This is a genomic window from Flavobacterium sp. KH_001 (genome assembly GCF_057840745.1).
In genome coordinates this window covers 3,650,966-3,676,661 of record NZ_CM174520.1, presented here as the reverse complement: position 1 = coordinate 3,676,661, position 25,696 = coordinate 3,650,966, and the positions used below count along the sequence as shown (strand labels likewise).

General features: G+C 33.9%; 22 protein-coding genes and 1 tRNA gene. 11 read left to right on the top strand and 12 right to left on the bottom strand.

Features of this window, described 5'->3' with window-relative positions; translation table 11 throughout:
* Positions 1-15 precede the first annotated feature (15 nt).
* Positions 16-2,124 carry an ATP-dependent DNA helicase RecG gene (gene recG / locus AC3ITQ_RS15925; protein WP_489235149.1) on the top strand — a complete coding sequence of 703 codons (2,109 nt, stop codon included), beginning with the start codon at positions 16-18 and terminating at the stop codon, positions 2,122-2,124.
* A 206-nt stretch (positions 2,125-2,330) separates the two neighbouring features.
* Here the strand turns inward: recG and AC3ITQ_RS15920 are convergent, their stop codons facing one another.
* The 3 genes from AC3ITQ_RS15920 to AC3ITQ_RS15910 all read right to left on the bottom strand — a co-directional run bounded on the left by AC3ITQ_RS15920 (position 2,331) and on the right by AC3ITQ_RS15910 (position 4,517).
* Entirely contained in the window at positions 2,331-2,936 is a 606-nt protein-coding gene (locus tag AC3ITQ_RS15920) for a PAS domain-containing protein (RefSeq protein ID WP_489235148.1), read from the bottom strand.
* Between the two features lie 95 nt (positions 2,937-3,031).
* Positions 3,032-3,895, bottom strand: a complete 864-nt coding sequence (locus AC3ITQ_RS15915; RefSeq protein WP_489235147.1) for a hypothetical protein — start codon at positions 3,893-3,895, stop codon at positions 3,032-3,034.
* Positions 3,896-3,920: 25 nt separating this feature from the next.
* Positions 3,921-4,517 (bottom strand): DUF6436 domain-containing protein, encoded by a 597-nt coding sequence (locus tag AC3ITQ_RS15910; protein WP_489235146.1) that lies wholly within the window; start codon positions 4,515-4,517, stop codon positions 3,921-3,923.
* A gap of 515 nt (positions 4,518-5,032) precedes the next feature.
* Between AC3ITQ_RS15910 and AC3ITQ_RS15905 the strand changes: the two genes are divergently transcribed.
* The 5 genes from AC3ITQ_RS15905 to pheT all read left to right on the top strand — a co-directional run bounded on the left by AC3ITQ_RS15905 (position 5,033) and on the right by pheT (position 14,132).
* Complete coding sequence (locus AC3ITQ_RS15905) at positions 5,033-6,094, top strand: efflux RND transporter periplasmic adaptor subunit (RefSeq protein ID WP_489235145.1); 1,062 nt, start codon at positions 5,033-5,035, stop codon at positions 6,092-6,094.
* Positions 6,095-6,190: 96 nt separating this feature from the next.
* Positions 6,191-9,286 carry an efflux RND transporter permease subunit gene (locus tag AC3ITQ_RS15900; protein ID WP_489235144.1) on the top strand — a complete coding sequence of 1,032 codons (3,096 nt, stop codon included), beginning with the start codon at positions 6,191-6,193 and terminating at the stop codon, positions 9,284-9,286.
* A gap of 52 nt (positions 9,287-9,338) precedes the next feature.
* Entirely contained in the window at positions 9,339-10,649 is a 1,311-nt protein-coding gene (locus AC3ITQ_RS15895) for a TolC family protein (RefSeq protein ID WP_489235143.1), read from the top strand.
* A 27-nt stretch (positions 10,650-10,676) separates the two neighbouring features.
* Positions 10,677-11,540, top strand: a complete 864-nt coding sequence (locus tag AC3ITQ_RS15890) for a bestrophin family protein (RefSeq protein ID WP_489235142.1) — start codon at positions 10,677-10,679, stop codon at positions 11,538-11,540.
* Positions 11,541-11,702: 162 nt separating this feature from the next.
* Positions 11,703-14,132 (top strand): phenylalanine--tRNA ligase subunit beta, encoded by a 2,430-nt coding sequence (gene pheT / locus AC3ITQ_RS15885; RefSeq protein WP_489238946.1) that lies wholly within the window; start codon positions 11,703-11,705, stop codon positions 14,130-14,132.
* 51 nt (positions 14,133-14,183) lie between these two features.
* On the opposite strand, the gene AC3ITQ_RS15880 is transcribed toward pheT, so the two are convergent.
* The 7 genes from AC3ITQ_RS15880 to AC3ITQ_RS15850 form a co-directional block, all read right to left on the bottom strand.
* Positions 14,184-15,422, bottom strand: coding sequence for a peptidoglycan-binding domain-containing protein (locus AC3ITQ_RS15880; protein ID WP_489235141.1), 1,239 nt, complete (start codon positions 15,420-15,422; stop codon positions 14,184-14,186).
* Positions 15,423-15,434: 12 nt separating this feature from the next.
* On the bottom strand, positions 15,435-17,108 hold the full coding sequence (locus AC3ITQ_RS15875; protein WP_489235140.1) for a S8 family serine peptidase: 1,674 nt from the start codon (positions 17,106-17,108) through the stop codon (positions 15,435-15,437).
* An 11-nt stretch (positions 17,109-17,119) separates the two neighbouring features.
* Positions 17,120-17,581, bottom strand: a complete 462-nt coding sequence (locus AC3ITQ_RS15870) for a hypothetical protein (RefSeq protein WP_489235139.1) — start codon at positions 17,579-17,581, stop codon at positions 17,120-17,122.
* Positions 17,578-18,141 carry a hypothetical protein gene (locus AC3ITQ_RS15865; RefSeq protein WP_489235138.1) on the bottom strand — a complete coding sequence of 188 codons (564 nt, stop codon included), beginning with the start codon at positions 18,139-18,141 and terminating at the stop codon, positions 17,578-17,580. The genes AC3ITQ_RS15870 and AC3ITQ_RS15865 overlap by 4 nt, the downstream gene beginning before the upstream one ends.
* A 63-nt stretch (positions 18,142-18,204) precedes the next feature.
* A complete protein-coding gene (locus tag AC3ITQ_RS15860) occupies positions 18,205-18,933 on the bottom strand; it encodes a hypothetical protein (protein WP_489235137.1) in 729 nt (242 codons plus the stop codon).
* A gap of 18 nt (positions 18,934-18,951) precedes the next feature.
* Complete coding sequence (locus tag AC3ITQ_RS15855) at positions 18,952-19,356, bottom strand: hypothetical protein (RefSeq protein WP_489235136.1); 405 nt, start codon at positions 19,354-19,356, stop codon at positions 18,952-18,954.
* A gap of 18 nt (positions 19,357-19,374) precedes the next feature.
* The gene (locus tag AC3ITQ_RS15850) at positions 19,375-20,232 is read right to left on the bottom strand and encodes a hypothetical protein (RefSeq protein WP_489235135.1); all 858 of its coding nucleotides are present in this window, start codon (positions 20,230-20,232) and stop codon (positions 19,375-19,377) included.
* A gap of 282 nt (positions 20,233-20,514) precedes the next feature.
* On the opposite strand from AC3ITQ_RS15850, the gene AC3ITQ_RS15845 reads away from it, so the two are divergent.
* The 4 genes from AC3ITQ_RS15845 (at position 20,515) to AC3ITQ_RS15830 (ending at position 23,002) form a co-directional block, all read left to right on the top strand.
* Positions 20,515-20,949, top strand: coding sequence for a hypothetical protein (locus tag AC3ITQ_RS15845; protein WP_489235134.1), 435 nt, complete (start codon positions 20,515-20,517; stop codon positions 20,947-20,949).
* 6 nt (positions 20,950-20,955) lie between these two features.
* Positions 20,956-21,603: a hypothetical protein gene (locus AC3ITQ_RS15840; protein WP_489235133.1), complete on the top strand. Its 648-nt coding sequence runs from the start codon at positions 20,956-20,958 to the stop codon at positions 21,601-21,603.
* A gap of 98 nt (positions 21,604-21,701) precedes the next feature.
* The gene (locus AC3ITQ_RS15835; RefSeq protein WP_489235132.1) at positions 21,702-22,355 is read left to right on the top strand and encodes a sensor histidine kinase; all 654 of its coding nucleotides are present in this window, start codon (positions 21,702-21,704) and stop codon (positions 22,353-22,355) included.
* Positions 22,352-23,002, top strand: coding sequence for a response regulator (locus AC3ITQ_RS15830; RefSeq protein ID WP_489235131.1), 651 nt, complete (start codon positions 22,352-22,354; stop codon positions 23,000-23,002). Before AC3ITQ_RS15835 ends, AC3ITQ_RS15830 begins: the two co-directional genes overlap by 4 nt.
* On the opposite strand, the gene AC3ITQ_RS15825 is transcribed toward AC3ITQ_RS15830, so the two are convergent.
* A complete protein-coding gene (locus tag AC3ITQ_RS15825) occupies positions 23,003-23,515 on the bottom strand; it encodes an adenine phosphoribosyltransferase (protein WP_489235130.1) in 513 nt (170 codons plus the stop codon).
* A 115-nt stretch (positions 23,516-23,630) separates the two neighbouring features.
* Between AC3ITQ_RS15825 and AC3ITQ_RS15820 the strand changes: the two genes are divergently transcribed.
* A tRNA-Arg gene (locus AC3ITQ_RS15820) sits at positions 23,631-23,704 on the top strand.
* Positions 23,705-24,047: 343 nt separating this feature from the next.
* Here the strand turns inward: AC3ITQ_RS15820 and AC3ITQ_RS15815 are convergent.
* Positions 24,048-25,328, bottom strand: coding sequence for a transposase (locus AC3ITQ_RS15815; RefSeq protein ID WP_489235129.1), 1,281 nt, complete (start codon positions 25,326-25,328; stop codon positions 24,048-24,050).
* Between the last annotated feature and the right edge of the window lie 368 nt (positions 25,329-25,696).

Genomic DNA, 25,696 nt, shown 5'->3' with positions numbered 1-25,696 from the left:
ACTCTAAAATAATTAATGTCTAACAATCTCCTTGAAACCCCAATTGAATACCTAAAAGGCGTTGGTCCGAGTCGTGGCCAGTTGCTTCGTAAGGAATTGGGCATTCATAAATACAGAGATTTGGTTAATTTTTTTCCGAATAGATACATCGACAGAACGCGTTATTATAAGATAAATGAACTTCAAAATACAGGAGCCGAAGTTCAAATTATTGGTAAAATCATCAATATAAAAACGGTTGAATTTGCTAAAAACAAAAAGCGTTTAGTTGCCACTTTCGTGGATGACACAGGGCAAATTGACCTGAATTGGTTTCAGGGACATAAATGGATCAGAGAGAGTTTAAAACTGAATGAAGTTTGTGTGATTTTCGGAAAATGCTCTTTGTATGGAAGCCAATTTAGTATGGCACACCCTGAAATTGAATTATGGAGCGAGCACGAAAGAAGTCTTCGATCCGCCATGCAGCCCGTTTATCCATCCACTGAAACATTGGCAAATCGAGGAATTTCAAACCGAACGATTAATAAGTTGATGGAACAGCTTTTTATAGAAACACAAGCTTTATTTACTGAAACTTTCCCGCCTTATTTAATTGAAGAATTAAAGTTAATTCCGAAAAGAGCGGCTTTATTCAATATCCATTTCCCAAAAAGTACAGATGCTTTGGCGAAAGCCCAATTCCGATTAAAATTCGAGGAATTGTTTTTTATTCAGCTTCAGTTAATCACTAAAAACCTAATTCGAAAACACAAAATAAAAGGGCATCCATTTACAAAAGTGGGTGAACTTTTTAATGAGTTTTATCAAAATCATTTACCATTTGAATTAACAAATGCTCAAAAAAGAGTAATTAAAGAAATCCGTTCAGACATGGGAAGCAATGCCCAAATGAACCGATTATTGCAGGGAGATGTAGGTTCCGGAAAAACAATCGTGGCTTTTATGAGCATGCTTTTGGCTATTGATAATGGTTTTCAGGCCTGTTTAATGGCTCCCACTGAAATTCTGGCGAATCAGCATTTTATTGGTTTATCAGAACTAGCTAAAACATTAGATCTAAACATCAAAATACTAACAGGTTCAACCAAAACTGCAGCCCGAAAAATCATTCATGAAGAGCTTGAAAATGGCACTTTACATATTTTAATTGGTACGCACGCTTTATTAGAAGATAAAGTGCAATTCCAGAATTTAGGTCTGGCTGTAATTGACGAACAACATCGTTTTGGTGTAGAACAGCGCTCCAAATTGTGGAAGAAAAATGAAATTCCGCCACACGTATTAGTAATGACCGCCACTCCTATTCCGAGAACTTTGGCGATGAGTTTATACGGAGATTTGGATATTTCTGTAATTGATGAATTGCCTCCGGGAAGAAAACCAATTCAGACCGTTCATCGTTTTGACAGTAATCGTTTGAAGGTATGGAAATTTCTTCGTGACGAAATTGCATTAGGAAGACAAATTTATATTGTTTATCCGTTGATTCAGGAATCAGAAAAGATGGATTACAAAGATTTGATGGATGGTTACGAAAGTATTTCTCGTGATTTTCCATTGCCTCAATATTCGATTTCGATTCTACACGGAAAGATGAAACCGGCAGATAAAGATGCTGAAATGAAACGTTTTTCTGAAGGGAAAACTAACATTATGGTCGCAACAACTGTAATTGAAGTTGGTGTAAATGTCCCAAATGCCAGCGTTATGATTATTGAAAGTGCCGAGCGTTTTGGATTATCACAATTACATCAGTTACGCGGTCGTGTTGGCCGTGGGGCCGAACAAAGTTATTGCATTTTAATGACGGGCCACAAGTTAAGCGCTGACAGCAAAACCCGAATGGAAACTATGGTTCAAACCAATGACGGTTTTGAAATTGCAGAAGTTGACTTGAAATTGCGTGGCCCCGGAGATTTAATGGGAACACAACAAAGTGGTGTTTTAAATCTACAAATTGCAGATATCGTTCGTGATCGTGACATTTTAGGCTTAGCCAGAAACTATGCTATGAAAATTCTAAAAGAAGACGGTCCTCTTCAAAAACCTGAACATGCAGTACTAAAAGCAGTTTTTATAGAATTGACCAAAAAGAAAAATATTTGGAATTATATTTCTTAAGGTTCAAAGCTACAAAGGTTCAAAGAGACAGAGGTTTTGAAAAATCTGAAATCTGAAAACTAAAAAACCTCATTGTATCAGACTCAAATTATGGATTAAGTCCTAAAAAACATTCAATTGTCCTTGGTAGGCGATTAGATTTGTTGGGGGCAAATTTTTGGTTTGAATATTTTATGCGATACAATGAAGCGTATTAATTCTATTTATTATTTCTTTTTAGGAGCCTCTTTCTTTTCAAAAAGACTACTAAAAATACCTTTACTCACTTTATTCTTATCATCTTTTCCTGTTGCCACAAGATGATCAATATATTCCATATATGTTTTTTTGCGTTCCTCCAGAAAACCAGTCAGATATTCTTCAGATGCCGACATCCCACTAGCTTCTTCGATGTGCAGAAGTTTTTTATAAAGAGGTTCAATAAATTTTACAATAACATCCTCGGGAACAGATTTTCTTGTTCCAAAATAGCCAACGATTTCTCCATCAGAATCGGCTATAATTTTAAAATCGGTAATTACCCAATAATATCTGCCCGTTTTAGACATATTCTTAATGATGACATGAATATTTTTACTCGCTTTTATGCTATCCCATAAGAACTTAAAAATCACTTTTGGCATATCAGGATGACGAATTATATTATGAGGTTGTCCAATAAGTTCAAATTCATCATAACCAGATACATCAATAAAATCTTCATTTGCGTATAAAATGGTTCCCTTAGTGTCTGTTTTACTTAGTAATACTTTATTTTTATTCCAATCTACTTCTCTGTCTGATGGAGTCGGGCGGGTAATTCTGGTATCCATAAATTTTGTATTTAAAATTAATATGCAATTACATTTTGAGTATACTATTTAATTCCATATAGTATTAATTATTGATTACAAATAAGCTCAAAACTTTAGTGTCCGGGCGGCCTGCTATTTATTGACTTAACATGAATATCATTCACCATATCATCAATTTTTTTAGCGCTATCACGCATCATATCCAAATAACTGAGAAGCTGATCGTTATCTGTATGCCCTTTTGAAACATCAATAAGTTTTAACACCGAACTTACAGGTAATTTAAGATCTAGAGTTGTTCTGTGTACAAAGTCATTATATTCCTTGGTAGCTGTTAAAGAACTATATTTTGCCGATGCCAATTTCATGTTTTCTAATTCATATTCATCTGATATTTTAGAAATATGGTTTTGACTATGTGTTTTAAAGTAGTACGCCCAATATCCATTCATAAAGAAAACAACAGCAGCCAGTATAATGTGGATAATAAGCGTTTCCATATCAAAATTGACTTGTGAAAAATACAACTGTATTCCAGTTGGATCATTATAAACAAAGTTTTGCATATAGGCTAAAACAACATGATGTCCTACAACCAAAAGCGTAAGCGGAATTTGTAATTTCCAGTTTTGGTAAATAATCAGGATTGTACTGGCAATGAAAACAGTGAAATGCATTTCGAACAAACCATGCATCTGATAAATATATTGTGCCATAAATATAGCCAGCACAAACGACAAAACATACTGGTAAAATTTAGAGGTCTTTAGAAGGAATTTTGCCGAATAGTAGGCCAATAAATTTAATGTCCCTACTCCTGCTCCAATCTCCCATGTATCATATTTAAAAGCCAAAGCAATTCCGAGAAGAAAATAAATGGCAAGAACATAATTAATAATTGTATCCGATTTTTGTGTCATTGTTGACATAAAATTGTGCAGGTAATCCTGTTCGTTCAAACTAGCTTTTGCTTTCATAATTTAGGTAATGTTAAGGTTAGATTTATTTAGTGCATTTTGGTAACGAACATCCATAAGCTCGAAGAGCTAACGCATCAAATGAAGGGGCATTTGTATGACTTAATAAAGAATCTATTGCCTGTTGGGCATAGTTACTGTGGGCATCTGTACAGTACCTTGTTTTATTATAATTTCCACGATAATATAAGTTTTGAGAAGCATCGATGAGAACCGCCTGAGGTGTCGAGAAAACACCGCAATTTTTTGCTATTTCTTCATCAAAATAAACAGGAATCTGAGCATCAAACTTGTTTTGAATTTCTTCAATTGTGAAAGTCTTTTCTTTATTTAATACTACGATTTTAAAATTGATTTTGTCTCCATACTTTTTAATCAAGCCACTTACATGAGGCACATTAAAACGCGAACATGGGCATTCAGGATTAAAAAAATGGATAAAAACCGGTCTTTGATCTGTGACACAGCATTTTAAATCCACTTTACTTCCCATGGCTATCTCACGATGATTTTTAGGAATTGGTGTAGGCAAACTGTATTGGTATTCGTTTTGCCAAAATAAATAAGAAATCGCTCCAAGTAAAAAAGTAAACCATAATCCAAGAAGTATTTTTTTCTTCATAAAATAGACGATTTTAGCTTAAAATATAAACAGTTGTTAATTTAATCATTCTTAAAAAGCAAAAAGTTTAACTTAATTAAAATAAAAAACCTACATATATTAATGATTTAATCACTAAAACATTAATATTCTCACAAAAAAACCATCATATTGTTTAACCTTATCAATGTTACAAATAAAATCGATAAAGAGCAAAAGAAATCAGACAAAATGCAATAAAAAACAATCACATAGGTTTATCTTACTTTTTAAGCAAGTAGTTTTACGTTTTTTATCAGTAAAAACTTAGGAAAAGAGTCACTATTGAAATCGATTAATTTTTAATTTTTCTACTACTTATTATTTTTTTCTGTCACATTAAACCTTTGTAAAATTAAATAGTCTAATACGTAATCTAATCTAAAAATTTGTACATACAAATGTTAAATAAAAGCCAACCTCTCCTGATTTCGGTTCAAAAAGTTAAATTTGTAAGCTACTAAAAACAATCCCAAAAAAACATTTACCTCAATTTTATGAAAGTAAAAAATCTAATTTATGCCCTGTTAATTATAGTACTCGGAGGGTTTATCGCCTACAGAGTTGTTTCTAACAAAAGTAAAAACGACGAGTCTAAAAAATCTGGTGATAAAGACCGCCCTACAACCGTAACAGGTATTGTGGTTAAAACTTCTACGTTTGATAACAACCTTTCATTATCTGGATCAATTGAAGCTAATGAACAAGTAGAAATTCACAGTGAAGCTTCAGGAATTGTTGAAGGCATATATTTTACTGAAGGAACCTATGTAAATAAAGGACAAGTACTTTTCAAGGTAAATGATATTGAATTAAGAGCACAATTAAGACAAGCTCAAACAAAAGAAGGCTTAGCAGCAGAAAACGAAAGAAGAGCTAAATTATTACTTCAAAAAGAAGCTATTAGTCAGGAAGAATTTGATGTTGCAAATGCTGACTACGCTTCTATGAAAGCACAGACACAATTAATTAAGGCACAAATTGCCAAAACTTCTGTAAAGGCACCTTTTTCAGGAAAAATTGGCTTGCGTTCTATTTCACCAGGAACTTATATAACTCCTACCGTTTTGGTTGCAAAATTGGTGAATACCGGAAAATTAAAAATTACATTCTCTATTCCTGAAAAATATGCTTCGCAAGTCACATCAGGTTCAACTATTGATTTTTCAGTATCAGGATCTGATAAAGTGTATTCAGCAAAAATATATGCTATTGAACCAGAAGTTGAAGTAGCAACGCGTACTTTACAAATTCGTGCTATTGCTGATAATATAGATGGAAAACTTTTCCCGGGAACTTTTGCTGATGTAAAATTACCGTTGAATATCATTAAAGATGCAATTGTAGTTCCGTCAGAAGCTATAGTTCCTGTACAAGATGGTAAAAAAGTATATATCGCCAATATGGGAAAAGCAAAAGAAGTTATGGTTGATGCAACAACCAGAACAGATGCTTCTATTTTAATTCTTTCAGGATTAAAAGCTGGTGATACACTTATTACAAGCGGTGTAATGTCATTAAAAAATGAAGCACCTATAAAAGTTCAAGTTAAAAAATAAAAATAAGGTTTTTAGTTATGAGTTATGGGTTATGAGTTTCTAACTTAAGTCTATTCTCTTTATTCTATTCTCTTTATTCTTAAATCCTACAACATAATGAGTTTATCAACTACAAGTATAAGAAGACCCGTTTTAACCATTGTACTGAATCTTTTGATTATTTTATTCGGTTTCATTGGTTATACTTTTTTGGGTGTTCGAGAATTTCCATCTATTGATCCGGCGCAGGTTTCTATCAGAACAAATTATACCGGAGCCAATTCAGATATTATTGAATCACAAATTACTGAACCTTTAGAAAAAGCTGTAAATGCTATTGACGGAATCAGAAATATTACTTCATCAAGTAATCAGGGAAGCAGTAATATTACCATAGAATTTAATCTAGATAAAAACTTAGAAGAAGCTGCAAACGATGTTCGTGATAAAGTTTCGCAAGCCATTAGAAGTTTACCACAGGATATTGATGCACCACCTGTTGTATCAAAGGCTGATGCCGATAGTGATGCTATTATTTCGATGACTGTCCAAAGTGATAGTCGTAATTCACTAGAATTGAGTGATTATGCAGAGAATGTAATCTCGCAACGTTTAGAAACAATTCCCGGCGTTAGTGGTGTTCAAATTTGGGGACAAAAACGTTATGCAATGCGTTTGTGGATTGATCCTGTAAAATTAACAGCCTACCGTTGTACCGTTGCCGACGTACGTAATGCCCTTAATGCGCAAAACGTAGAATTACCTTCTGGAAAACTAACCGGAAATAATACAGAATTAACAGTAAAAACAGTTGGTAACCTTTCTAAACCGGAAGAATTTAATAATATAATTGTTCGTACTGACGGAGATAAAATTGTTCGCTTAAGTGATGTTGGCGGAGCCGAATTAGGCCCCGAAAACATTGAAACGAAATTAAGCCAGTCCGGACTTCCTATGATTGGTTTAGCTATTGTTCCGATGCCAGGTGCAAATTATTTAGATATTTCAGCCGAATTTTATAAAAAATACGAGGCTTTAAAAAAAGATCTTCCAAAAGATATTAAATTAAATATTGCTCTTGACAATACTATTTTCGTAAAGAAATCGGTTTTAGAAGTTGCTGAAACCTTAGGAATTTCAATCATTCTGGTAATTATCATTATTTATTTATTTTTTAGAGACTGGGCCATTGCGTTCCGACCTTTAATTGATATTCCGGTTTCATTAATTGCTACTTTCTTTATCATGTGGCTTTTTGGATTCTCGATCAATGTATTGACCTTATTGGCAATTGTTCTGGCAACAGGTCTGGTGGTAGATGACGGAATTGTGGTTACCGAAAACATCTTTAAAAAAGTTGAGGAAGGTATGTCACCAATCGAAGCCGCAATCAAAGGTTCTAATGAAATATTTTATGCCGTAATTTCGATTTCGGTAACATTAGCGGCGGTATTCTTACCTGTAATATTTTTAGAAGGTTTCGTGGGCCGACTCTTTAGGGAATTTGGTGTTGTAATTGGTGCCGCGGTATTAATTTCTGCCTTTGTATCGCTAACTTTAACACCAATGCTGAATGCCTATTTAATGAAAGGCGGCGAGCAGAAAAAATCGAAATTCTACGTAAAAACAGAACCTTTTTTCGAAAAATTAAATAGCGGCTATGCTGATTCTTTAAAACGTTTCATGGATAAAAAATGGATCAGCTTTCCAATTCTTATTGCTTGTTTTGGATTGATTTATTTGTTCTTTACCATTCTTCCTAAAGAGACCGCTCCTTACGACGACCGTAGTTCGGTTACGATGCGTATGACGACTCCGGAAGGCTCGTCTTATGAATATACGGATCGTTTCATGCAGGAGATTTCAAAATTGGTTGATGATTCGATTCCGGAGAAAAAGGTAAGTTTGGTTATCACCGCCCCGGGTTTTGGTGCTTCGGCAACAAATACTGGTTTTATCAGACTTTCCCTTAAAGAAGCGGATGAAAGAAAAAAATCTCAGAAAGATATTGCCGACCAATTAACCAAATGGACAAAACAATATCCGGATGCTAAAACATCTGTGATCCAACAACCTACAATTGCAGTTAACAGACGTGGAGGTTTACCAATTCAATACATTATTCAGGCTCCTAATTTTGAAAAATTAAGAGCAAAAATTCCAGTTTTTATGGAAGAGGTTGGAAAAAGTGATGTTTTCTCGACTACAGATGTGAACCTGAAATTTAACAAACCGGAGATTAACGTTAGTATTGACCGTGAAAAAGCAGAAAGTTTAGGAATTTCAATCATTGATATCGCTCAGACTTTACAGCTGTCTTTAAGCGGCCAACGTTTTGGTTATTTCATTAAAAACGGAAAACAATATCAGGTAATTGGTCAGTTTGATCAAAAAGACCGTTCGAAACCTTTGGATTTAACTTCTATGTTTGTAAAAAGCAAAAGTGGAGAATTGATTCAGATGGACAACGTTGTTAAGATTGAAGAACAAAGTAATCCGCCTCAATTGTACCATAATAACAGATACATGTCGGCGACTGTTGCCGCAGGTTTGGCTCCAGGGAAAAGTATCAGCGATGGTATCGAAGAAATGGACCGAATTAAGGCAAAAGTTTTAGATGAAAGTTTTACCACTGATTTAAGTGGAGAATCAAGAGATTTTGTTGAAAGTAGCTCCAATACTTCTTTCGCTTTTGGATTGGCTTTATTGTTAATCTTTTTAATTCTTGCAGCACAATTTGAAAGTTTTATTGATCCGCTTATTATTATTCTGACTGTACCAATGGCCGTAGCCGGAGCATTATTCTCTTTATGGTTATTCAACCAGACATGGAATATTTTTAGTCAGATTGGTACTGTAATGCTTATCGGACTGGTAACTAAAAACGGTATTTTGATCGTTGAGTTCGCCAACCAGTTAAGAGAACAAGGGAAACCAAAATTAGAAGCTATTTTAGAAGCTTCTGAAGCACGTTTACGCCCAATTTTAATGACGAGTTTAGCGATCGCTTTGGGTGCGTTGCCAATTGCAATGTCACTTGGAGCAGCATCTACAAGTAGAATTGGGATGGGAGTTGTAATTGTTGGAGGAACTATTTTCTCTTTAGCATTAACACTGTTTGTAATTCCAGCGATTTATTTGATGTGGTCTAAAGCCAGAAAACATTATCCGGAATTTGATCACATTGAAGAATACGAAAAAGAAAGTAAATAATTTATTAGCCGCGAATTTGAATCAATTGAATTCGTGGTAAAAGAAAACAAATATGAATACTAAAATTTTGCTCCGCAGTTTACTATTTTTCTTCTTTTGCATTACAAGTATGAATGCTCAGGAAGTACTGACTATTGGAGACGCTATGAAAATAGCGTTAGAAAATAATTTTGAAATTAAGATTGCAAAAAATAACACAAAAATAAGCGAAACTAATGTAACGATTGGAAACGCTGGAATGCTTCCTGTTGCAACTGCATCGGTTACTGATAATAATAGCATAACAAATTCATCTCAAACACGTCAGGATGGTACTTCAACTTCTTTAGATAATGCCAAAAACAACAGTTTAAATTACGGAGTAAGTTTAGGATGGACTGTTTTTGACGGAATGAAAATGTTTGCCAGATTGGATCAATTGAAAGAACTTCAAAAACTAGGTGACGCTCAGCTAAAACAAACCATTTTAATCAAAATTGCCCAGGTTAATTCTTCTTATTATGATTTAGTACAACAGCAACAACAATTGTCTGCCTTAGATACTACCATCGTGATTTCACAGCAACGTTTAAAGTTGGCTCAAAACCGTTTTAGCATTGGTAAAGCGTCAAAATTAGAAGTTTTAAATGCTCAGGTCGATTTAAATTCAGATCAGGTTGCTTTATTAAGACAAAAAGAATCGTATGCCAATGCCAAAATATTACTGAATCAATATTTAGCACGTGATCCTAAAATCGATTTTAAAGTTACGGATTTGGTTACGGTTGATAATACACTGGTTTTGGCTAATTTAATGGAATTGGCACAAAAGCAAAATCCTGGTTTAGAAGCGCAGATCATTAATAAACGTATTGCTGAATTGCAATTAAAACAAGTAAAGGCAGACCGATACCCTGTCGTAAATTTAACTTCAGGCTATAACTTTTCAGAAAGTCAATCAAGTTTAGGCTTTACCAGTCAGGCTTCCTCAAGAGGTTTGAATTATGGTTTTAATGCCACCCTGAATGTATTTGATGGTTTTAATCAACATCGAAATGAAAAAGTTGCAAAACTGGAAATTGAAAATTCTCAGATTGCAATTGAACAACAAAACATGATTCTGAACACACAATTAAGCACTGCTTTTCAGACGTATTTAACCAACCTGGAATTAATTGATCTTGAAGAAGATAACGAAGCAATTGCAAGACAAAATTTAGAAATCACTTTAGATAAATTCAAGATTGGGACTATAACAACACTTGATTTCAGAACGGCTCAGCTTAATTATGTTAATGCAAAAGTACGTTACAGCAATGCTCAATATGTTGCTAAATTATCTGAAATTGCCTTAAAAGAATTAGCCGGAAATATGAATTTTTAAGTAAATTTGTTTCAAAATTAGACTTAAATGATTGCATACAACACAAAGGAGTGGTTCACTTTTATATTTCATTTTCATAAATCGGACACTGTCCGAAAATTATTTCCGATAATGATTGCAATCGGAATTTATTCCGCAATTGTAGGCTATTTAGAGGTTGTTTATATAGGAATTGACACTAATAATTACGTCAAGAACATTCCGGCAATGCACGGAATATTAGGATTTGTAATTTCGCTTTTATTAGTATTCAGAACAAATACCGCATACGATCGCTGGTGGGAAGCAAGAAAACTTTGGGGCGGTTTAGTAAACAACAGCCGTAATTTTGCGATTAAACTTTCTGCTATTTTAAAAGATGAAAACGATCGTAAATTTTTCAGAAAGTTTATTCCGGCTTATGCCTCGATTTTATACAAGCATCTAAATAATTCTGAAACAGCAAAACAGCTTTTTGATGATGTAGATTTAGAATTGGATCATCATAAACACAAACCGAATCAGGTGAAACGTATGATGTCGCATAAAATTAATGATTTATACGAAGCTAAAAAAATAACAGGCGATCAGCTTATTATCTTAAATAACGAGCTGGTTGCTTTTACTGATATCTGTGGTGCGTGCGAGCGTATTAAGAACACACCAATTCCCTACTCCTACAGCGCTTTTATCAAAAAATTCATTTTCTTTTACACCATGACTTTACCTTTTGGCTATTCTTTAAGTTTGGGTTATTATGTCGTTCCTGTGGTGGTTTTTATTTTTTATGTTCTGGCCAGTTTAGAATTAATTGCGGAAGAAATTGAAGATCCTTTTGGAGATGATGAGAATGATTTACCTATCAAAAAAATCTCTGAAAACATCAAAAAGCATGTTGAAGAGCTGATTTAAAAATCGCTTCAAAAATTTCACTAAATAGTCGGAAAGAGGAAATCAAGGAATCACTAATAGCTATTGCCTTTCAGGAAATAATAAACAGTCCGAAAAAACCAAATAAATTGTTTCTTACTACAATGCGCAATCCTTATATTTGTATCCTTATACAAGAATAAAATAGTTAACATGAAAATATCTTACAACTGGTTAAAACAATTTATTAAAACAGATTGGACATCTGAACAAACTTCAGAATTATTGACAGATTTGGGTCTTGAAGTTGAAGTTGTCGAAAAATACCAGTCTATAAAAGGTGGTTTAGAAGGAGTTGTTGTAGGACACGTACTTACTTGCGAAAAACACCCTGATGCCGACAGATTAAAAGTTACCACTGTAAATATTGGTCTGGAAGCTCCTGTTCAAATCGTTTGTGGTGCTGCTAATGTTGCTGCCGGGCAAAAAGTTCCGGTTGCTACTATCGGAACCGTTTTGTACGATAAAGAAGGTGCTGAATTCACTATCAAAAAAGGAAAAATTCGCGGACAAGAAAGTCACGGAATGATTTGTGCTGAAGATGAATTAGGTTTGGGAACAAGTCACGACGGAATTATGGTTCTTGATGAGACTTTAGAACCAGGAACACCAGCTTCTGTAGTTTTCAAGATTGCAAATGATGAAGTATTCGAGATTGGATTAACGCCAAACCGTGCTGATGCCATGAGTCATTATGGAACTGCGCGTGATTTAAGAGCCGGAATGCTGCAACGTGGTGTAAACATAGAATTGATCACACCATCTGTAAGCAACTTCAGAGTTGACATGCGTACCTTAAAAATCGATGTTAATGTTGAAGAACCTCAATTAGCACCAAGATATTGTGGAGTAACTATTTCAGGAATTACGGTTCAGGAATCTCCTGCCTGGTTACAAGATCGTTTAAAAGCTATTGGATTAACTCCAAAAAATAATATTGTCGATGTTACTAATTATGTTTTACATGAATTAGGACAACCTTTACATGCGTTTGACGCTGCAAAAATCAACGGAAAAGTAATTGTAAAAACACTTCCTGAAGGTACTAAATTCACGACTTTAGACGATGTTGAGAGAACATTGCATAAAGAAGATTTGATGATTTGCGACGAAAAAGGTCCGTTATGTATTGCTGGTGTTTTTGGCGGAAAAAAATCTGGAGTTTCAGATGGTACAACTTCTATATTCTTAGAAAGTGCATATTTTGATGCTGTAAGTATTCGAAAAACAGCCAAAAGACACGGATTAAACACAGATGCTTCTTTTAGATTTGAAAGAGGAATTGACCCAACAATTACAGAATATGCCTTAAAACGTGCTGCCATTTTAATTTTGGAAGTTGCAGGTGGAAAACTGACTTCTGACGTTGTGGAAGTTTATCCTAAAAAAATAGAAGATTTTTCAGTTTTATTGAATTTCAGTCATGTATCTAAAATTATTGGACAAGAGATTCCAAAGGATACGATCAAGAAAATACTAGTTTCTTTAGATATCAAAGTAAACAGTGTTTCTGATTCTGGTTTAGGATTAACAATTCCGGCATATCGTGTTGATGTACAACGCGAAATTGACGTAATCGAAGAAATCTTAAGAGTTTATGGTTACAACAATATTAATTTCTCTAAGAAATTCAATGCCACTGTTGCCAACTCACCAAGAACTGAAGATTATAAAGTGCAGAATGTAATTGCTTCTCAGTTGAATTCTCAGGGATTCCATGAAATGATGGCGAATTCATTGACTACTGCAGCATATACAAAATTGTCCACTTCATTAAAAGAAGAGCATAATGTAACAATGTTGAATCCGTTGAGCAGTGACTTGTCTACAATGCGTCAATCGCTATTGTTTTCAGGATTGGAAGCCATTTCATACAATATAAATAGAAGAAATTCTGATTTAAAATTATTTGAATTCGGAAAAACATATCATAAGTATCTTAACGGATATGAGGAACATAAACATCTTTCTTTATTGGTTTCAGGAAACAGAAATAAAGAAAGCTGGACAAATCCACAAAAAACTACAGATTTCTTTTTAATGAAAGGGTATGTAAAAGGGATTTTGTCACGTTTAGGAATTGAAAAAATTTCAAATGCTCCTGTTCAGACTGATATCTTTTCGGAAGGAACTGCAATTTGCTACAACAATGATACCTTAGTTGAAATGGGTGTCGTTAAGAAATCAATTTTAAAGCATTTCGGAATCAAACAAGATGTTTATTATGCCGATTTCAATTGGGATTTAATCCTTAAGATTATCACAGGTAAAATCAAATATTCTGAGATTCCTAAATATCCTGAAGTTCGTAGAGATTTAGCGTTGTTAATTGACCAAAGTACAACGTATGAAAGTATCTTTAATTTGGCAAAACAAACCGAGAAAGCGCTTTTAAAAGACATTAATTTATTTGATGTTTATGAAGGTAAAAATCTTCCGGAAGGTAAAAAATCATACGCCTTGAGTTTCACTATTCAGGACAATACGAAGACGCTTACAGATAGTCAGATTGATAAAATAATGACAAAATTACAACAGACTTTTGAAACTGAACTTGGTGCAGTTTTAAGATAAAAAAGTTTAATTCATAAGAAACCCGACCTTAACAAGTCGGGTTTTTCTTTTTTAGAAATTAACGCGAGTGGACAGTCTCCTTGCTCCTACCGAATTAAGATGAATCTCATCTCTCCAATATTCAGAGGAATTCAATAAACCGCGATAATCTATTATTCTGCTTTGAAAACGATAACCATAATAATGAAAATGATTTTTTATTTGACACAAAAGCGCGTAAAAACGATCTAATAAGCGAATGATAATATAACATCTCAAAATCTCATCTGTGATTCCTAATCGATCAAAAACAGGTTTTATCCACGGGCCTAACGGTAAACTTAATCCAGCAACAGAGGGTTGAACACCCATTTTAAACAGAGGATAATCGTAAGTATGCATATAAAATATTGTATTTGGCGTGCAATGTGCGTTTACAATACTTCCAAACCCTAAATAATTGCGCATAATTGTGGTAAAAATAGAATTGAGATTAGCCGAATTAAAAAGTGCGCTATCAAAAGTATTGGTATTTAAATATCTTTTATACACAATACATTTTTGGTACAAAGCATCTTCGGACAAACTTCTCAGTTCGGTTAATTTTGCCTGATCCGTAAAGAAACCCGAACTAAATGTTGTAACTCCTGCGTTTAATATTCTGCCCAATTGCGGAAAGACATCATTTCCTCCTCCACTAAAATAAATACGGTCAATTCTATAACTACCTGTATATTGGACAAAATGAGTTCTGTCAGCATACATTTGTGAAGTTGTTTCGCCAAATTTTGCCAGATGAAGGCAATTTAAGTTGAATCTTTGATTCTGATCTGTAATTGTATCATACAAATCTAAAATTCTCGGAACAGGATAATCCAACCAGGAATCGCCTTCAAAAATGACATTCAAGGTGTTCGCATTTCCTGCATTTCTTCTAAAAATAAAAGAATTGGTTAAAAAGGGCTGATGGAGCGATTCATCTTCACTTTCTGTTAATGTTGTAATCCCTCTGGGCAATCGTTTCAGCGCAAGATAAGTCGCATCATTCGGATTAATGATTCCGGTAATCTGAATAGTATTATTGGCCTGAAAGTTTAAAATTGAAATAATAGTTGTATCGGTCTGGCTGTTTGCGATATTTCCACTAACCGTAACCGGATACCCCAATTCTTTTAGGTAATTTTGAATTTGAAGAACATCATACGGGTTATTCGCCCCATTCAATCCAACACTGTTGGTTAATAGCTCAGAAGGAGAAACAAGTGCACGATTCTGATTTATTATCAAGGGATTAGTAACTAAATTTTCCATAACATTTACTGTTTATATTATTTTATTTGGATTGATGTAACCATGTCCGGCTCTGAATATTTCGATAGAATTTTCTTTAAAAGATGCAGCATCACAAGCTTTAAAAAGTTTTTTTCTGATCGAAATAATATCTAAATGCGGCTCTTTTTCAAGGATCTTCATAACCAGAGAGGCTACATAAGGTGCAGCCATACTGCTCCCACTTTTCGAAGTCAGTTTATTCGATGCCCTGTTTTCTCTACCTGAAGCAGAACAGGATGACCTAATTTTAAAACCTGGTGCTACGACTTCGGGTTTCATTCTGCCGTCAACCGTTGGTCCTGAACTGCTAAAAGACAAAATTGGTCTGGTCTCATCATTTTGGTTATAAGCACCAACCACAATACTATATTGTGAATTGCAAATAGAATTTGTCGTATGTGTTTTATTAGCAATTTGCGGCAAAAAGATCGATTGACCGCCATCATCACGTTCTATATAACAATGATATCTCCCGTTTTGAACTTTTTTCCCAACCAATTCAATGGTCCAGAATTTAGAATTCAATTTGCCATTAACCAGAATATTAATTTGATTTTTGTTTGTATTTGGCTCTTTACGTCTGTGCAGACAGATTCCCACTTCATCACCATCTTTCAGAATTAATTCATCTTTAAAAGGTGTTGAAGAAAGCAATATTTTCTGATTGTCATCATACACGTTTACACTCAACATATCATCTCCATGATACCAAATTTCCATTTCATTAGGTGTGCGATCGTATTTTTTAAACATCCACGGAATCTTAATTTTCTGGTTTTCTGTGATATCTCCATATGTATGCACATTGGCCTGATGATAATTACCTGTACTTTGTACAATTGCAGTTCCTTTTCTGGTTTTCAGAATGTGATCAATGGCTTGTTCAACCAAAGTCTGTCCGGTGTGTGCGTCTCCGTGTCCGCCCAGACTCATATTAATCACAATTGGGCGATCTCCTGCTTCTGTCAGTAAAAAATCGATACCTTCAATTAATTTTACTGAATCACCAAGAGATAAATTGCAGCCATTCACCAAATTTGTTCCCATATCTACTGCTAAAATAGAAACATCAGGCGCAAAGCTTTTTTGGGCTACTGAGCCATTTCCGCAGGCAATTCCGAGAACGTGAGTACCATGCGATCCGTTTCCAAACAAATCTGATTTTCCGGGATGATAGCCTAGTTTTTTAAACGGAAATTCATCTAATAATGCCTCATTAATCTGGGCTTTTGAAACAATTCTTCCGTAGCCAAATTTATTTTCCTCGTATCGATCTGACTGAATCCAGATTTTCTCGAAACGTGTTTTATCATTTTTAATAAAATCCGGGTGTGTAAAATCAAAACCAAAATCTATAACCCCAAAAATAACATTCGCTGTTTTTTCGTCTGTACTATCGTTTTTCTTTTCTATTATTTCACCAGAAGACACTTCTTCCTGAGCAACATTGGCAGGAACAACACGTGGGGCTTTCAGACTCTTAACTTTCTTGCTATTATAAATTCGACATAAATATCTACGTTGAGTACGAACACTTACAATGGTTCCAAATTCTGAAATAATTTTACAATTTTCCGGATATTCTTTTTCTTTTTCTAAACGCATTAACAACGATAATTCTTCATCCTGATTACCGTATAATATTATTTTAAGTCTCGGATCCATAAGTTTGTATTTTAGGGTTGTAAACTAATTTTACTCAACTTAAAGTCAATATCGTACAATTCAGAATTAAGATATGTGAAATAAAGATTCTCTTCCACTAAAGAAAAAAAGACTACGTCTATTTCATTCTCCTGTGTTATAAATTCAGTAATTTCACTTACATACTGACTGTTTTTGAGATCTATTTTTTTTAATCCCAAAATAAAATCCTGATCTTTTTGATCCAACTTCGAAAAGTTATTATCTGCTAAAATCTTAGAAAATAAATCAATCGTCTTCTCAATCGAGAATATTTTTTTCGGAATCAATTCTTTAAATAAAAGAATCTTTTCTTCTTCAGCCTTTTTTGAAAATTTGAGATTGCTGGTAAATAAACTTGGGCGAATACAATTGATTTTTTTCAAAATTTGACTGGTTGTTTTTTCAATTTTTTCTAAATTAATGGTTTCGTGATTAGAGACAGCGGTTTTCATTTTGTTTCGGCTTTAGTTGATGCTTTTTGAGCTACAATATTCTTGCTAACCGCTACAGTGTCTGGCGTTTGCTTTACTCCTGAAAATTCATTGAGTTTCGTTTGAATTTCAATTAAAGATTCTTGGAACTTCTTATTATCACCTTCGATATTCGTTATTTTTGTTTTCAGATCACCAAATTCGGTAGTAATAGTTGCCAAAGCTGTACTGTTTGCCAAGATTTCCTTTCTGATTCCCTCTAATGTCGCAGCAGTATCTTCTGCTGGAGTCTCTGTTCCTTTTGTCTCCGTTGGAGGAGTTACAACAGTTTCTGGTGATGGTGGTAAACTTGGATTTTCAGGTCTTGATGTGGTTGTGGGAACTATTGTAGTTGTTGTACCAAACTTCTCGCCTTCAATTTTTGCTTTGTTGTCTATTATTAAATAACTCAGCAGTGGATTCTCCGAGACCATACCGGTTAAGAGTGCCGTATTGGTAACTTCCTGATTTCCGGGTATATTGTAATAACTTGCTCTAGTGGTTGCTATTACATAATTGATTAATAAATTAAACGGATTCATTGTTGTGTATTTTAAGGTTAATAGAAATAAAAGGGCAATTGGGTTCAATTGCCCTTCTCACATTTACTTATTCATCATCATCATCATGACAAGTGGCAGCATTGTATTATTAGTGCCTGTATTACCCTGACCTTGTTGAGACATAATTAAAACTAATGGTAACATCATGTTCGAATTATCCGATTTTCCAGAACCAGAATCTCCCATTGTAGTCATCATTGGCAGTAACAAAGACATCGTCTGATCAACATAAATCGCACTAGTATTTGGCTTTTCAATTATTTTTGCATCATGAGCTGGTCCGTTACTATCAGCTGCTTTTGCGGGAATGAATTCCAAATTCTCAGGTTTTAATTTTGGCTGATTCAGCAAGGATCCCATCATGCTCATCATTTGCATATTTTTTAAAACCTTAGTTTGATTATCGCCTTTACGCGCATCTAACTTAGCAAGTTCTGTATGCTTTTGATCTAAGGCTACCAGAGTTTTATTAGTGGCTAATGATGTTTTTTTAAGTTCATTCACCTGGTTCGAAATGGCATCTAATGACTTTTTCAGTTCGCTTTTCGTAGCATAGTCATTCGCTCTTCCGCTCAGGGCTTTTCCAAAGTTTGATCTTTGTTTTACTGCAGAACTTACATTTGGTCTAATACCTTTTATGGAAGGTCTTTTTTTAGCGGCTTCATCATAACTTTCGTCATAACTTTCTAATAAATCCTCGCCTAAAAGATCTTCGTTGAAATAATTTTCATTTAATAAATCTTCGTCTAAATAACTTTCAAAATAGCTCATAATTTAAAATTTTAATGGTTAATTTTTATTGAAATAATGTTTGTTATACTTCTGGATAGCAGGCTGAATATATTTATTGAAAAGAATAAAATCAGGAATGCTATTGCCTGGTTTTCCGGTTCCAAAACATTCCGGGCAATCACTGTTTCCGCCAAAACATTCCGTACAGGCGCCTATTGCGTTTGCCAGATCGTCATTTTGATTTAGTTCAAATTCCAGCTGAAACTTCAATCCTTCAATAATGGTAAAAAGCTTGTGATTGATTTTTTTAAGCCTTTTTATACGTTCTTCAAGCTCTGCATCAATTTTTGGAATTTCTTTTTCCTCTTCAGGTTCTTTTTTTTCCATCATGGGTTGCATCAGCTCAAAATATTTGGCCATTTCAGGATTATGTTCTTTCAAATATTCTAAATAAGCATCCATTGTTATAACTTTTAGGTTTTATAAACTGGCAATAGAATTCTCAAGTCTATTGATTCTGTTGGGGGTATTGGTACCAACAAATTGGCCGTATTGATCAACATAATAGTCTTCAGTTGGAATTAATCCTCCGTTATAATATTCATACAGGATATTCTCGGTTAGATAATTCACACTTTCAATTAATTCTGCAAAAGAGTGGCTTTCAATTGGTGAGTTTGGACTGGCAGTTCCTAAACTTTGCTGTGCCTGGCCTGCCTGAAATTGAGGGTTGTTAATAACACCTCCTAACTGATTATACAAACCTTGTACTCTACCAATATCCTGCGCAGCCTGCGGACGCAATTGCACCGGATTATCCTGCACATATTGTTGAATCGCCGGAAGAGCCGCTCTACCGGCATCAGCAAGATATCTGGTTGTATTTCCCCATGCTTGTCTAACTGGCGACGGAGCCTGTCTGCGTTGCTGCGGAGCTGCTTGTCGGCGTTGTTGCGGAGGCGCAGGTCGACGTTGTGGCTGACGGCTATTGTCTAAGGCTGCACTTCCGGCTCCTGCCAGATTACTTACTAATCCTCCAACAGCTCCCCCAATTTGAGGCGCACCAAAATAAGTCCCAACAGCAGTTCCTACTATTGGAGCTACTGCAGAAACACCGCGCAAAACTCCTGAACCAATACTGCTGGCTACATTTCCTAAACTTGACCAAAAACCTTCTGCTTCACTTTCAGACATTTGGTCTACTCTTGATAAAAGGACGTCTTCAAGCTCGCTTTCGCTTAAATTAGAATACTCTGGTCCTAAAACATATCTTACAGCTTCAAAATAATTGTCTTCGCTGAATGATTCTCCCTGAAAAACTTCGTGATATAAACTCATAATTTTTAGTATTACTATTAATTCTTACTCTTTTAATAGGCTTTTCAGATTTCGCCTATCCATTTTGTGCACAAAAAGGAACGATGTAAAATTGATTCTTTATAAATTATTACAAAACAGCACTTTAACCCATTTTTTTAAATAAATTTACCCTTACAAAAAAGGGTATATTTCCCCTTGTCTCTTGTAAGGCTTTAAAATAATTTTGCTGAGAATATTTGTTTAAACAGTATTTGACAAATCAATTAAACCATTAACTATTAAAGATTTAATTCTAACATTATGGAAAAAGAACTTGAAAGACCGACACAATTAATTACTAGAAAATTCGCAAAAGACCTGCATCTGAATTTCATGAAATACAGAGCCAGTATTATTACTAAATACATTAAAAAAGAAGATGCAAATGCCGTTTGGTTTTCTGTAGAAGAACTCGAAAATTACATCGAATACATCAAATCAAAAGGTAAAAAAACCGGATATGATGTAAACGGTATCCGAATTTACTTTGGCGTATATCCTGAACAGAAAAAATATGCTGAAAAAGCAGGTTTGATGACGGTATTTTTACAAGCTACCGGCAAAAAAATCAGAACAAATACTAAAAATGAAGTACAAACTTTTGCCCTTTTAAGTGAAGAAAGTAATGCTGATATTTCAAGCATTGAACCAATGAATTACGGCAGTATTGGAAGACCGCCTAGCCTAAATTACTAAAAAATTATGTTTGAGTTTTTACGATTTTACACTTTCTATTTAGCTTTATTCTCTGGAATTATTGGATTGATCTCAATGCACAAACTTCCTAGTAATAGAGCTAAATTTTTAGTAATTTTAATTTGGTATTCTGTAGTAATAGAAAAAGTAGGTTATTATTTTACAGAATGGACAGGCCTGTTAAATTACTACGTTTTTAATTTTTATATGCTGGTAACCTTTTCTGCCTATATAGTGCTTTTAAGGAGTTTATTATCAAAGGTAAATCATAGAATAGTAGCGAGTCTTTGCTTTATGCTGTTTATCATTTCCTTTTTCCTGAATATTTTGTATTTTAAAGAAGATGTAAACCATTCGTTTACTTATAGTTTCGCCATTGGAGTTATATTGATTATGATATTATCCTGCTTGTATTTAATTGAAATTTTTAATTCAGACAAAATATTGAATTTTAAAAGATCCGTCTTTTTCTGGTACATATTAGGAATTTTAGTTTTTCATGTACCTTTTTTGCCTTTTATGCTGGCGTTAAACTGGTTTTTAATCAAACATGACGAATCTATTTTTAGTTTGGTAGTCTTTATTTTGAATGTCCTGGCGCATAGCTGTTATATTATTGGATTTTTATGGAGCGAAAAGAAATACAATTATTAGTCATTTCCTTAGGTATTGTTTTCTTAACTTTACTGATCATTCTGCTTGTGATATTCTTTTATTTTTTGAAAAAAAAGAATACCTATCTGGTTGAAAAAATGGAATCAGAGCTTTATTTTCAATCGGAATTAGTTAAAACCAGAATTGAGATTAAGGATCAGACACTGAGCGAAATCAGTAAAGAACTTCACGACAATATAGGCCAGATTATTTCGGTTGGTATCATGCAGCTTAACATGTACCTAAATAGCGGAAAACCTATTCAGCAGAATGAAATTAGTGACTTAAAAGAGATATTAGCCAAATCATTAGATGAGATAAGAATTTTATCCCGAATCATCAATAAAGACAATTTACTGCAAAGCAATTTTATCGAAGCCATACAACAGGATTTAGAGCGTATAAAAAAGCTTAAGAATATTCAATATCGCTATAATCTAAACGGAGAAATACCTAAGATTAGCCAGGAACATGATTTGTTTATTTATCGAATTTTTCAGGAAGCGCTCCACAATAGTCTTAAACACTCGCACAGCGATCTTTTTGAAGTTAACATTACCACAACCGAAACTCTTTTCCGTTTAGAATTTAAAGATTTTGGAATTGGATATAACACAAGCCTAATAAACTCAGGATTAGGCTTAAGTAACATGAAATTAAGAGCCAAGTTAATTGGAGCGCACTTAATAATGGCATCTGCCCCATCAGGAACCACTGTAATATTAGAATACCCCTTAATCGAAAACCAATGAAACCAAACACTAAAAGCAAAATAATTATTGTAGATGATCACCAGCTTTTTTCTCAGTCTCTCGAACTTTTAATCAATAGTTTTAAGGATTTTGAGGTGATTAACCGATTTGAAAATGGAAAAGTTTTTCTTTCCTATCTACAGGACAATCCTGATACCGAAATTGATCTGATTTTATTAGATGTAAACATGCCCGTTTTAGATGGCGTAAGCACCATGAAATGGATTAAGGAAAACAAACCCGATTTGAAGGTTATAGCCCTTTCTGTCAACGATGATGAAGAAATTATCATCAAAATGATTACCAATGGTGCCAAAGGTTATTTATTAAAAGACACCTCACCCGAGATTTTTAAAGAGGCTATGATATCTGTGATTGAAAAAGGTTTTTATTTTACAGAATATGTTTCAGGAATGCTGGTCAAAAAAGCGAATGATGATTCGAAAAAAATCAGTCTAAAAGAAAAAGAGATTGTTTTCATCAAACATGCCTGCACCGAAAAAACCTATAAGGAAATCGCCTCAGAAATGTGTCTAAGCCCCAAAACAATCGACGGTTATCGAGAATGCCTTTTTGATAAACTCGAAATCAAAACCCGAATTGGATTAGTGCTCTACGCCATAAAAAACAAAATCGTTCTAGTTTAATCAATACGTAAGTGCTGCAAAAATAGGATGGTCTTTAATTTTTTCCCTGCCGTTTAGAAAAGATAATTCCATTAAAAAATTACACTGCACAATTTCACCTCCCAGTTTTTCTACCAATTCGCAAACTGCTTTTGCAGTTCCGCCAGTTGCCAGAACATCGTCATGAATTAAAACGCGATCTCCTTTTTGGATGGCGTCTGTGTGCATTTCTAAACTATCGGAGCCATATTCCAGTTGATATGAAGCTGAAATAACTTCATAAGGCAGTTTTTTAGGTTTTCTTACGGGAATAAAACCAACCTTTAATTCCTGTGCCAACAACATTCCGAAGAAAAAACCACGGCTCTCCGCTCCTACTACCTTGTCTATTTTTTGTCCTTTTAAAGATTCTAATAAAATTGTGAGGCATCCTGTTCTTGCAATTGGATCATTTAAGAGCGGCGTGATATCTTTAAATAAAATTCCTTCTTTTGGAAATCCCTGAATATCACGTATATAATTTTCAATCTTCATTTTTTTTTATTTTTATGTTATTTTATGCTTGCATATCTCGCATTTATACCTATCTTTGCACCCGCAATAAGCAATCAACAAAGCTACGAAATATTAGCTTAATTGAAAACAAAAAGGCCTCGTGGCGCAACTGAATAGCGCATCTGATTACGGCTCAGAAGGTTACTGGTTTGAATCCAGTCGAGGTCACTACTCGGGACAAAAGAAAAATATCATCTTTTGTCCCGTTTTTTTTTGCTCTTAATCTATTGTTTACCAAATAGATACAGTTGACCATTTCGTTGATCCTAGCGGTTTGGATTTTGTCTTCTCGAAATGTGAAATTTTCAGGAAAAATTAAACCAATTATTTCCCTCGAATCTGCTAAACTCGCCTGCTCTTAACATGATCATTTTATAATAAACGGTTCCGTATAAGGAATTTGCGTAAAAATAGTATTATCTAAATAATCAAACTAAATCATAAAGCGCTTCAAGCTATAAAAAATCCAATACTGATAAAAATCGACTATTGGAATTTTACTTTTCCAATATCAATTACAGTTTTTGCATCTATTCTGTTGGTTTGAAGATATTCTCAAGGTTTTCTGTTCTAGAAAATGCATTTTGTAAGTATTCAAAACTGTTGGTTTTCCTGAAAAAGTTTCTGCGGGGGTATTTCCTTGCAATGAAAATTGCGGACGTATCGTATTATAAGTCAGTACATTTTCTATTAAAGCGGACTCTAGCTGTTCTCTGTTGATTAAATTTTGTGGCAACAAAAACTGGTGTTTGATGATTTTATTAAATGCTTCAATTTTAGAATTGGAAAAAGGAATGTCTTTTTGAGCAATTAAGTGTTTGATCTCTTGATTGGTTGTCTCTAAAAAATCATGAACTTTGATGTTTACATTCTCCACACCTCCATCGGTGACAAAAGTAATGGGCTTTTTGCTTTTATATTTTAAATAGGCTTGTTCTAACAAATCTTTAATAGCTTTTGGACTGGAACTATTTTCAATTCTATATCCTAGAATCATTTTAGAATAATGGTCCATCAAAAAATGAATATAATGTTTTTTATCATCAGCGGTTTTCAATATCGTTACATCGGCGCACCAAATTTCATTAGGTCTAAAACTCTTCAATGAGCCATATAATTTCTTTGGATGCAGATGCCTTGTAGTCGTATATCCCAGTAATTTGGAATATTTATACCAAGTAGACAAACCAAAAGAAATTTCTTTATTTCGTAGTGCCAACAAGTAAACAGAAGATTTAGACCAATGTTGATAGTCCTTTATTTCCATATATTTTTTGATTTGCAAAATTTCCTTTTTTAATAATTGGTGCGGATATTGTCTAACACACCACAAAAAACAAGAAGATTCACATTTACTGATAACCAATACTTTATAATTATGATAGGTGGCTCTAGAAATATTGAAGACTTTTAATGCTCTTTCGATAGGAATTATGTCTTTTACCTTTTCAACAGTATTTACTAATTTTTCTTTTTGTAAGGCAATTTGTTGTTTGATTCCTTTTACAGTACTTAAAATCTCATGGTAGGTGTCAGAAAGTTTGAAATAAGCTTCCATAACTTTTTTAGCATTCTTAGATTCTCCAGTTCGTTTTATGAGTTCTAATTCTTCTTTTATGAAATTTGCTACTTCGCAACCTAAATACTTTTCAGCTGTTTCATGTTTCCATCGGTGTTTGTTTGATTTGGGAATTCTAGCTTTTATGGTATTGGGTAAGTTATCGTATAATCCATTTCGGATGTAATGTTTGACATTGGTATCCCATGAAATACGAGAAGATGAATAGATCATAAAAAAGGGTAATAAATAATTCTTTATTTTTTGAGGAATTACAAAATAAAATAATTAATTCAAGTTACTACTTTATATAGAAGTAATTCTCTCGCAAAATTTAACAAATTAAAGCATTTTTCCTTTTATAAAGTTTGTTTAGGCAGTTCGTTCAACCCTCATATTTATTAGAAATTCCTTATATGGAACCGTTTATTATAAAAGTATTGCGGATGAAGCAGTGAAACCAAACAGAGGACAAAAGAAATTTCATTTTAACTTAATTGATATTTATAATAATACTCTAGTAATGATAATTGGAGACGACAAGCTATCCAAACCAAATTTATAAAGCCAATGAAAGACAGATACTAAATATAAAAGGCCAA

Coding starts and splice junctions, on each gene's coding strand:
- recG (WP_489235149.1), top strand. CDS start 16: ATGTCTAACAATCTCCTTGAAACCCCAATTGAATACCTAAAAGGCGTT.
- AC3ITQ_RS15920 (WP_489235148.1), bottom strand. CDS start 2,936: ATGGATACCAGAATTACCCGCCCGACTCCATCAGACAGAGAAGTAGAT.
- AC3ITQ_RS15915 (WP_489235147.1), bottom strand. CDS start 3,895: ATGAAAGCAAAAGCTAGTTTGAACGAACAGGATTACCTGCACAATTTT.
- AC3ITQ_RS15910 (WP_489235146.1), bottom strand. CDS start 4,517: ATGAAGAAAAAAATACTTCTTGGATTATGGTTTACTTTTTTACTTGGA.
- AC3ITQ_RS15905 (WP_489235145.1), top strand. CDS start 5,033: ATGAAAGTAAAAAATCTAATTTATGCCCTGTTAATTATAGTACTCGGA.
- AC3ITQ_RS15900 (WP_489235144.1), top strand. CDS start 6,191: ATGAGTTTATCAACTACAAGTATAAGAAGACCCGTTTTAACCATTGTA.
- AC3ITQ_RS15895 (WP_489235143.1), top strand. CDS start 9,339: ATGAATACTAAAATTTTGCTCCGCAGTTTACTATTTTTCTTCTTTTGC.
- AC3ITQ_RS15890 (WP_489235142.1), top strand. CDS start 10,677: ATGATTGCATACAACACAAAGGAGTGGTTCACTTTTATATTTCATTTT.
- AC3ITQ_RS15880 (WP_489235141.1), bottom strand. CDS start 15,422: ATGGAAAATTTAGTTACTAATCCCTTGATAATAAATCAGAATCGTGCA.
- AC3ITQ_RS15875 (WP_489235140.1), bottom strand. CDS start 17,108: ATGGATCCGAGACTTAAAATAATATTATACGGTAATCAGGATGAAGAA.
- AC3ITQ_RS15870 (WP_489235139.1), bottom strand. CDS start 17,581: ATGAAAACCGCTGTCTCTAATCACGAAACCATTAATTTAGAAAAAATT.
- AC3ITQ_RS15865 (WP_489235138.1), bottom strand. CDS start 18,141: ATGAATCCGTTTAATTTATTAATCAATTATGTAATAGCAACCACTAGA.
- AC3ITQ_RS15860 (WP_489235137.1), bottom strand. CDS start 18,933: ATGAGCTATTTTGAAAGTTATTTAGACGAAGATTTATTAAATGAAAAT.
- AC3ITQ_RS15855 (WP_489235136.1), bottom strand. CDS start 19,356: ATGGATGCTTATTTAGAATATTTGAAAGAACATAATCCTGAAATGGCC.
- AC3ITQ_RS15850 (WP_489235135.1), bottom strand. CDS start 20,232: ATGAGTTTATATCACGAAGTTTTTCAGGGAGAATCATTCAGCGAAGAC.
- AC3ITQ_RS15845 (WP_489235134.1), top strand. CDS start 20,515: ATGGAAAAAGAACTTGAAAGACCGACACAATTAATTACTAGAAAATTC.
- AC3ITQ_RS15840 (WP_489235133.1), top strand. CDS start 20,956: ATGTTTGAGTTTTTACGATTTTACACTTTCTATTTAGCTTTATTCTCT.
- AC3ITQ_RS15835 (WP_489235132.1), top strand. CDS start 21,702: ATGGAATCAGAGCTTTATTTTCAATCGGAATTAGTTAAAACCAGAATT.
- AC3ITQ_RS15830 (WP_489235131.1), top strand. CDS start 22,352: ATGAAACCAAACACTAAAAGCAAAATAATTATTGTAGATGATCACCAG.
- AC3ITQ_RS15825 (WP_489235130.1), bottom strand. CDS start 23,515: ATGAAGATTGAAAATTATATACGTGATATTCAGGGATTTCCAAAAGAA.
- AC3ITQ_RS15815 (WP_489235129.1), bottom strand. CDS start 25,328: ATGATCTATTCATCTTCTCGTATTTCATGGGATACCAATGTCAAACAT.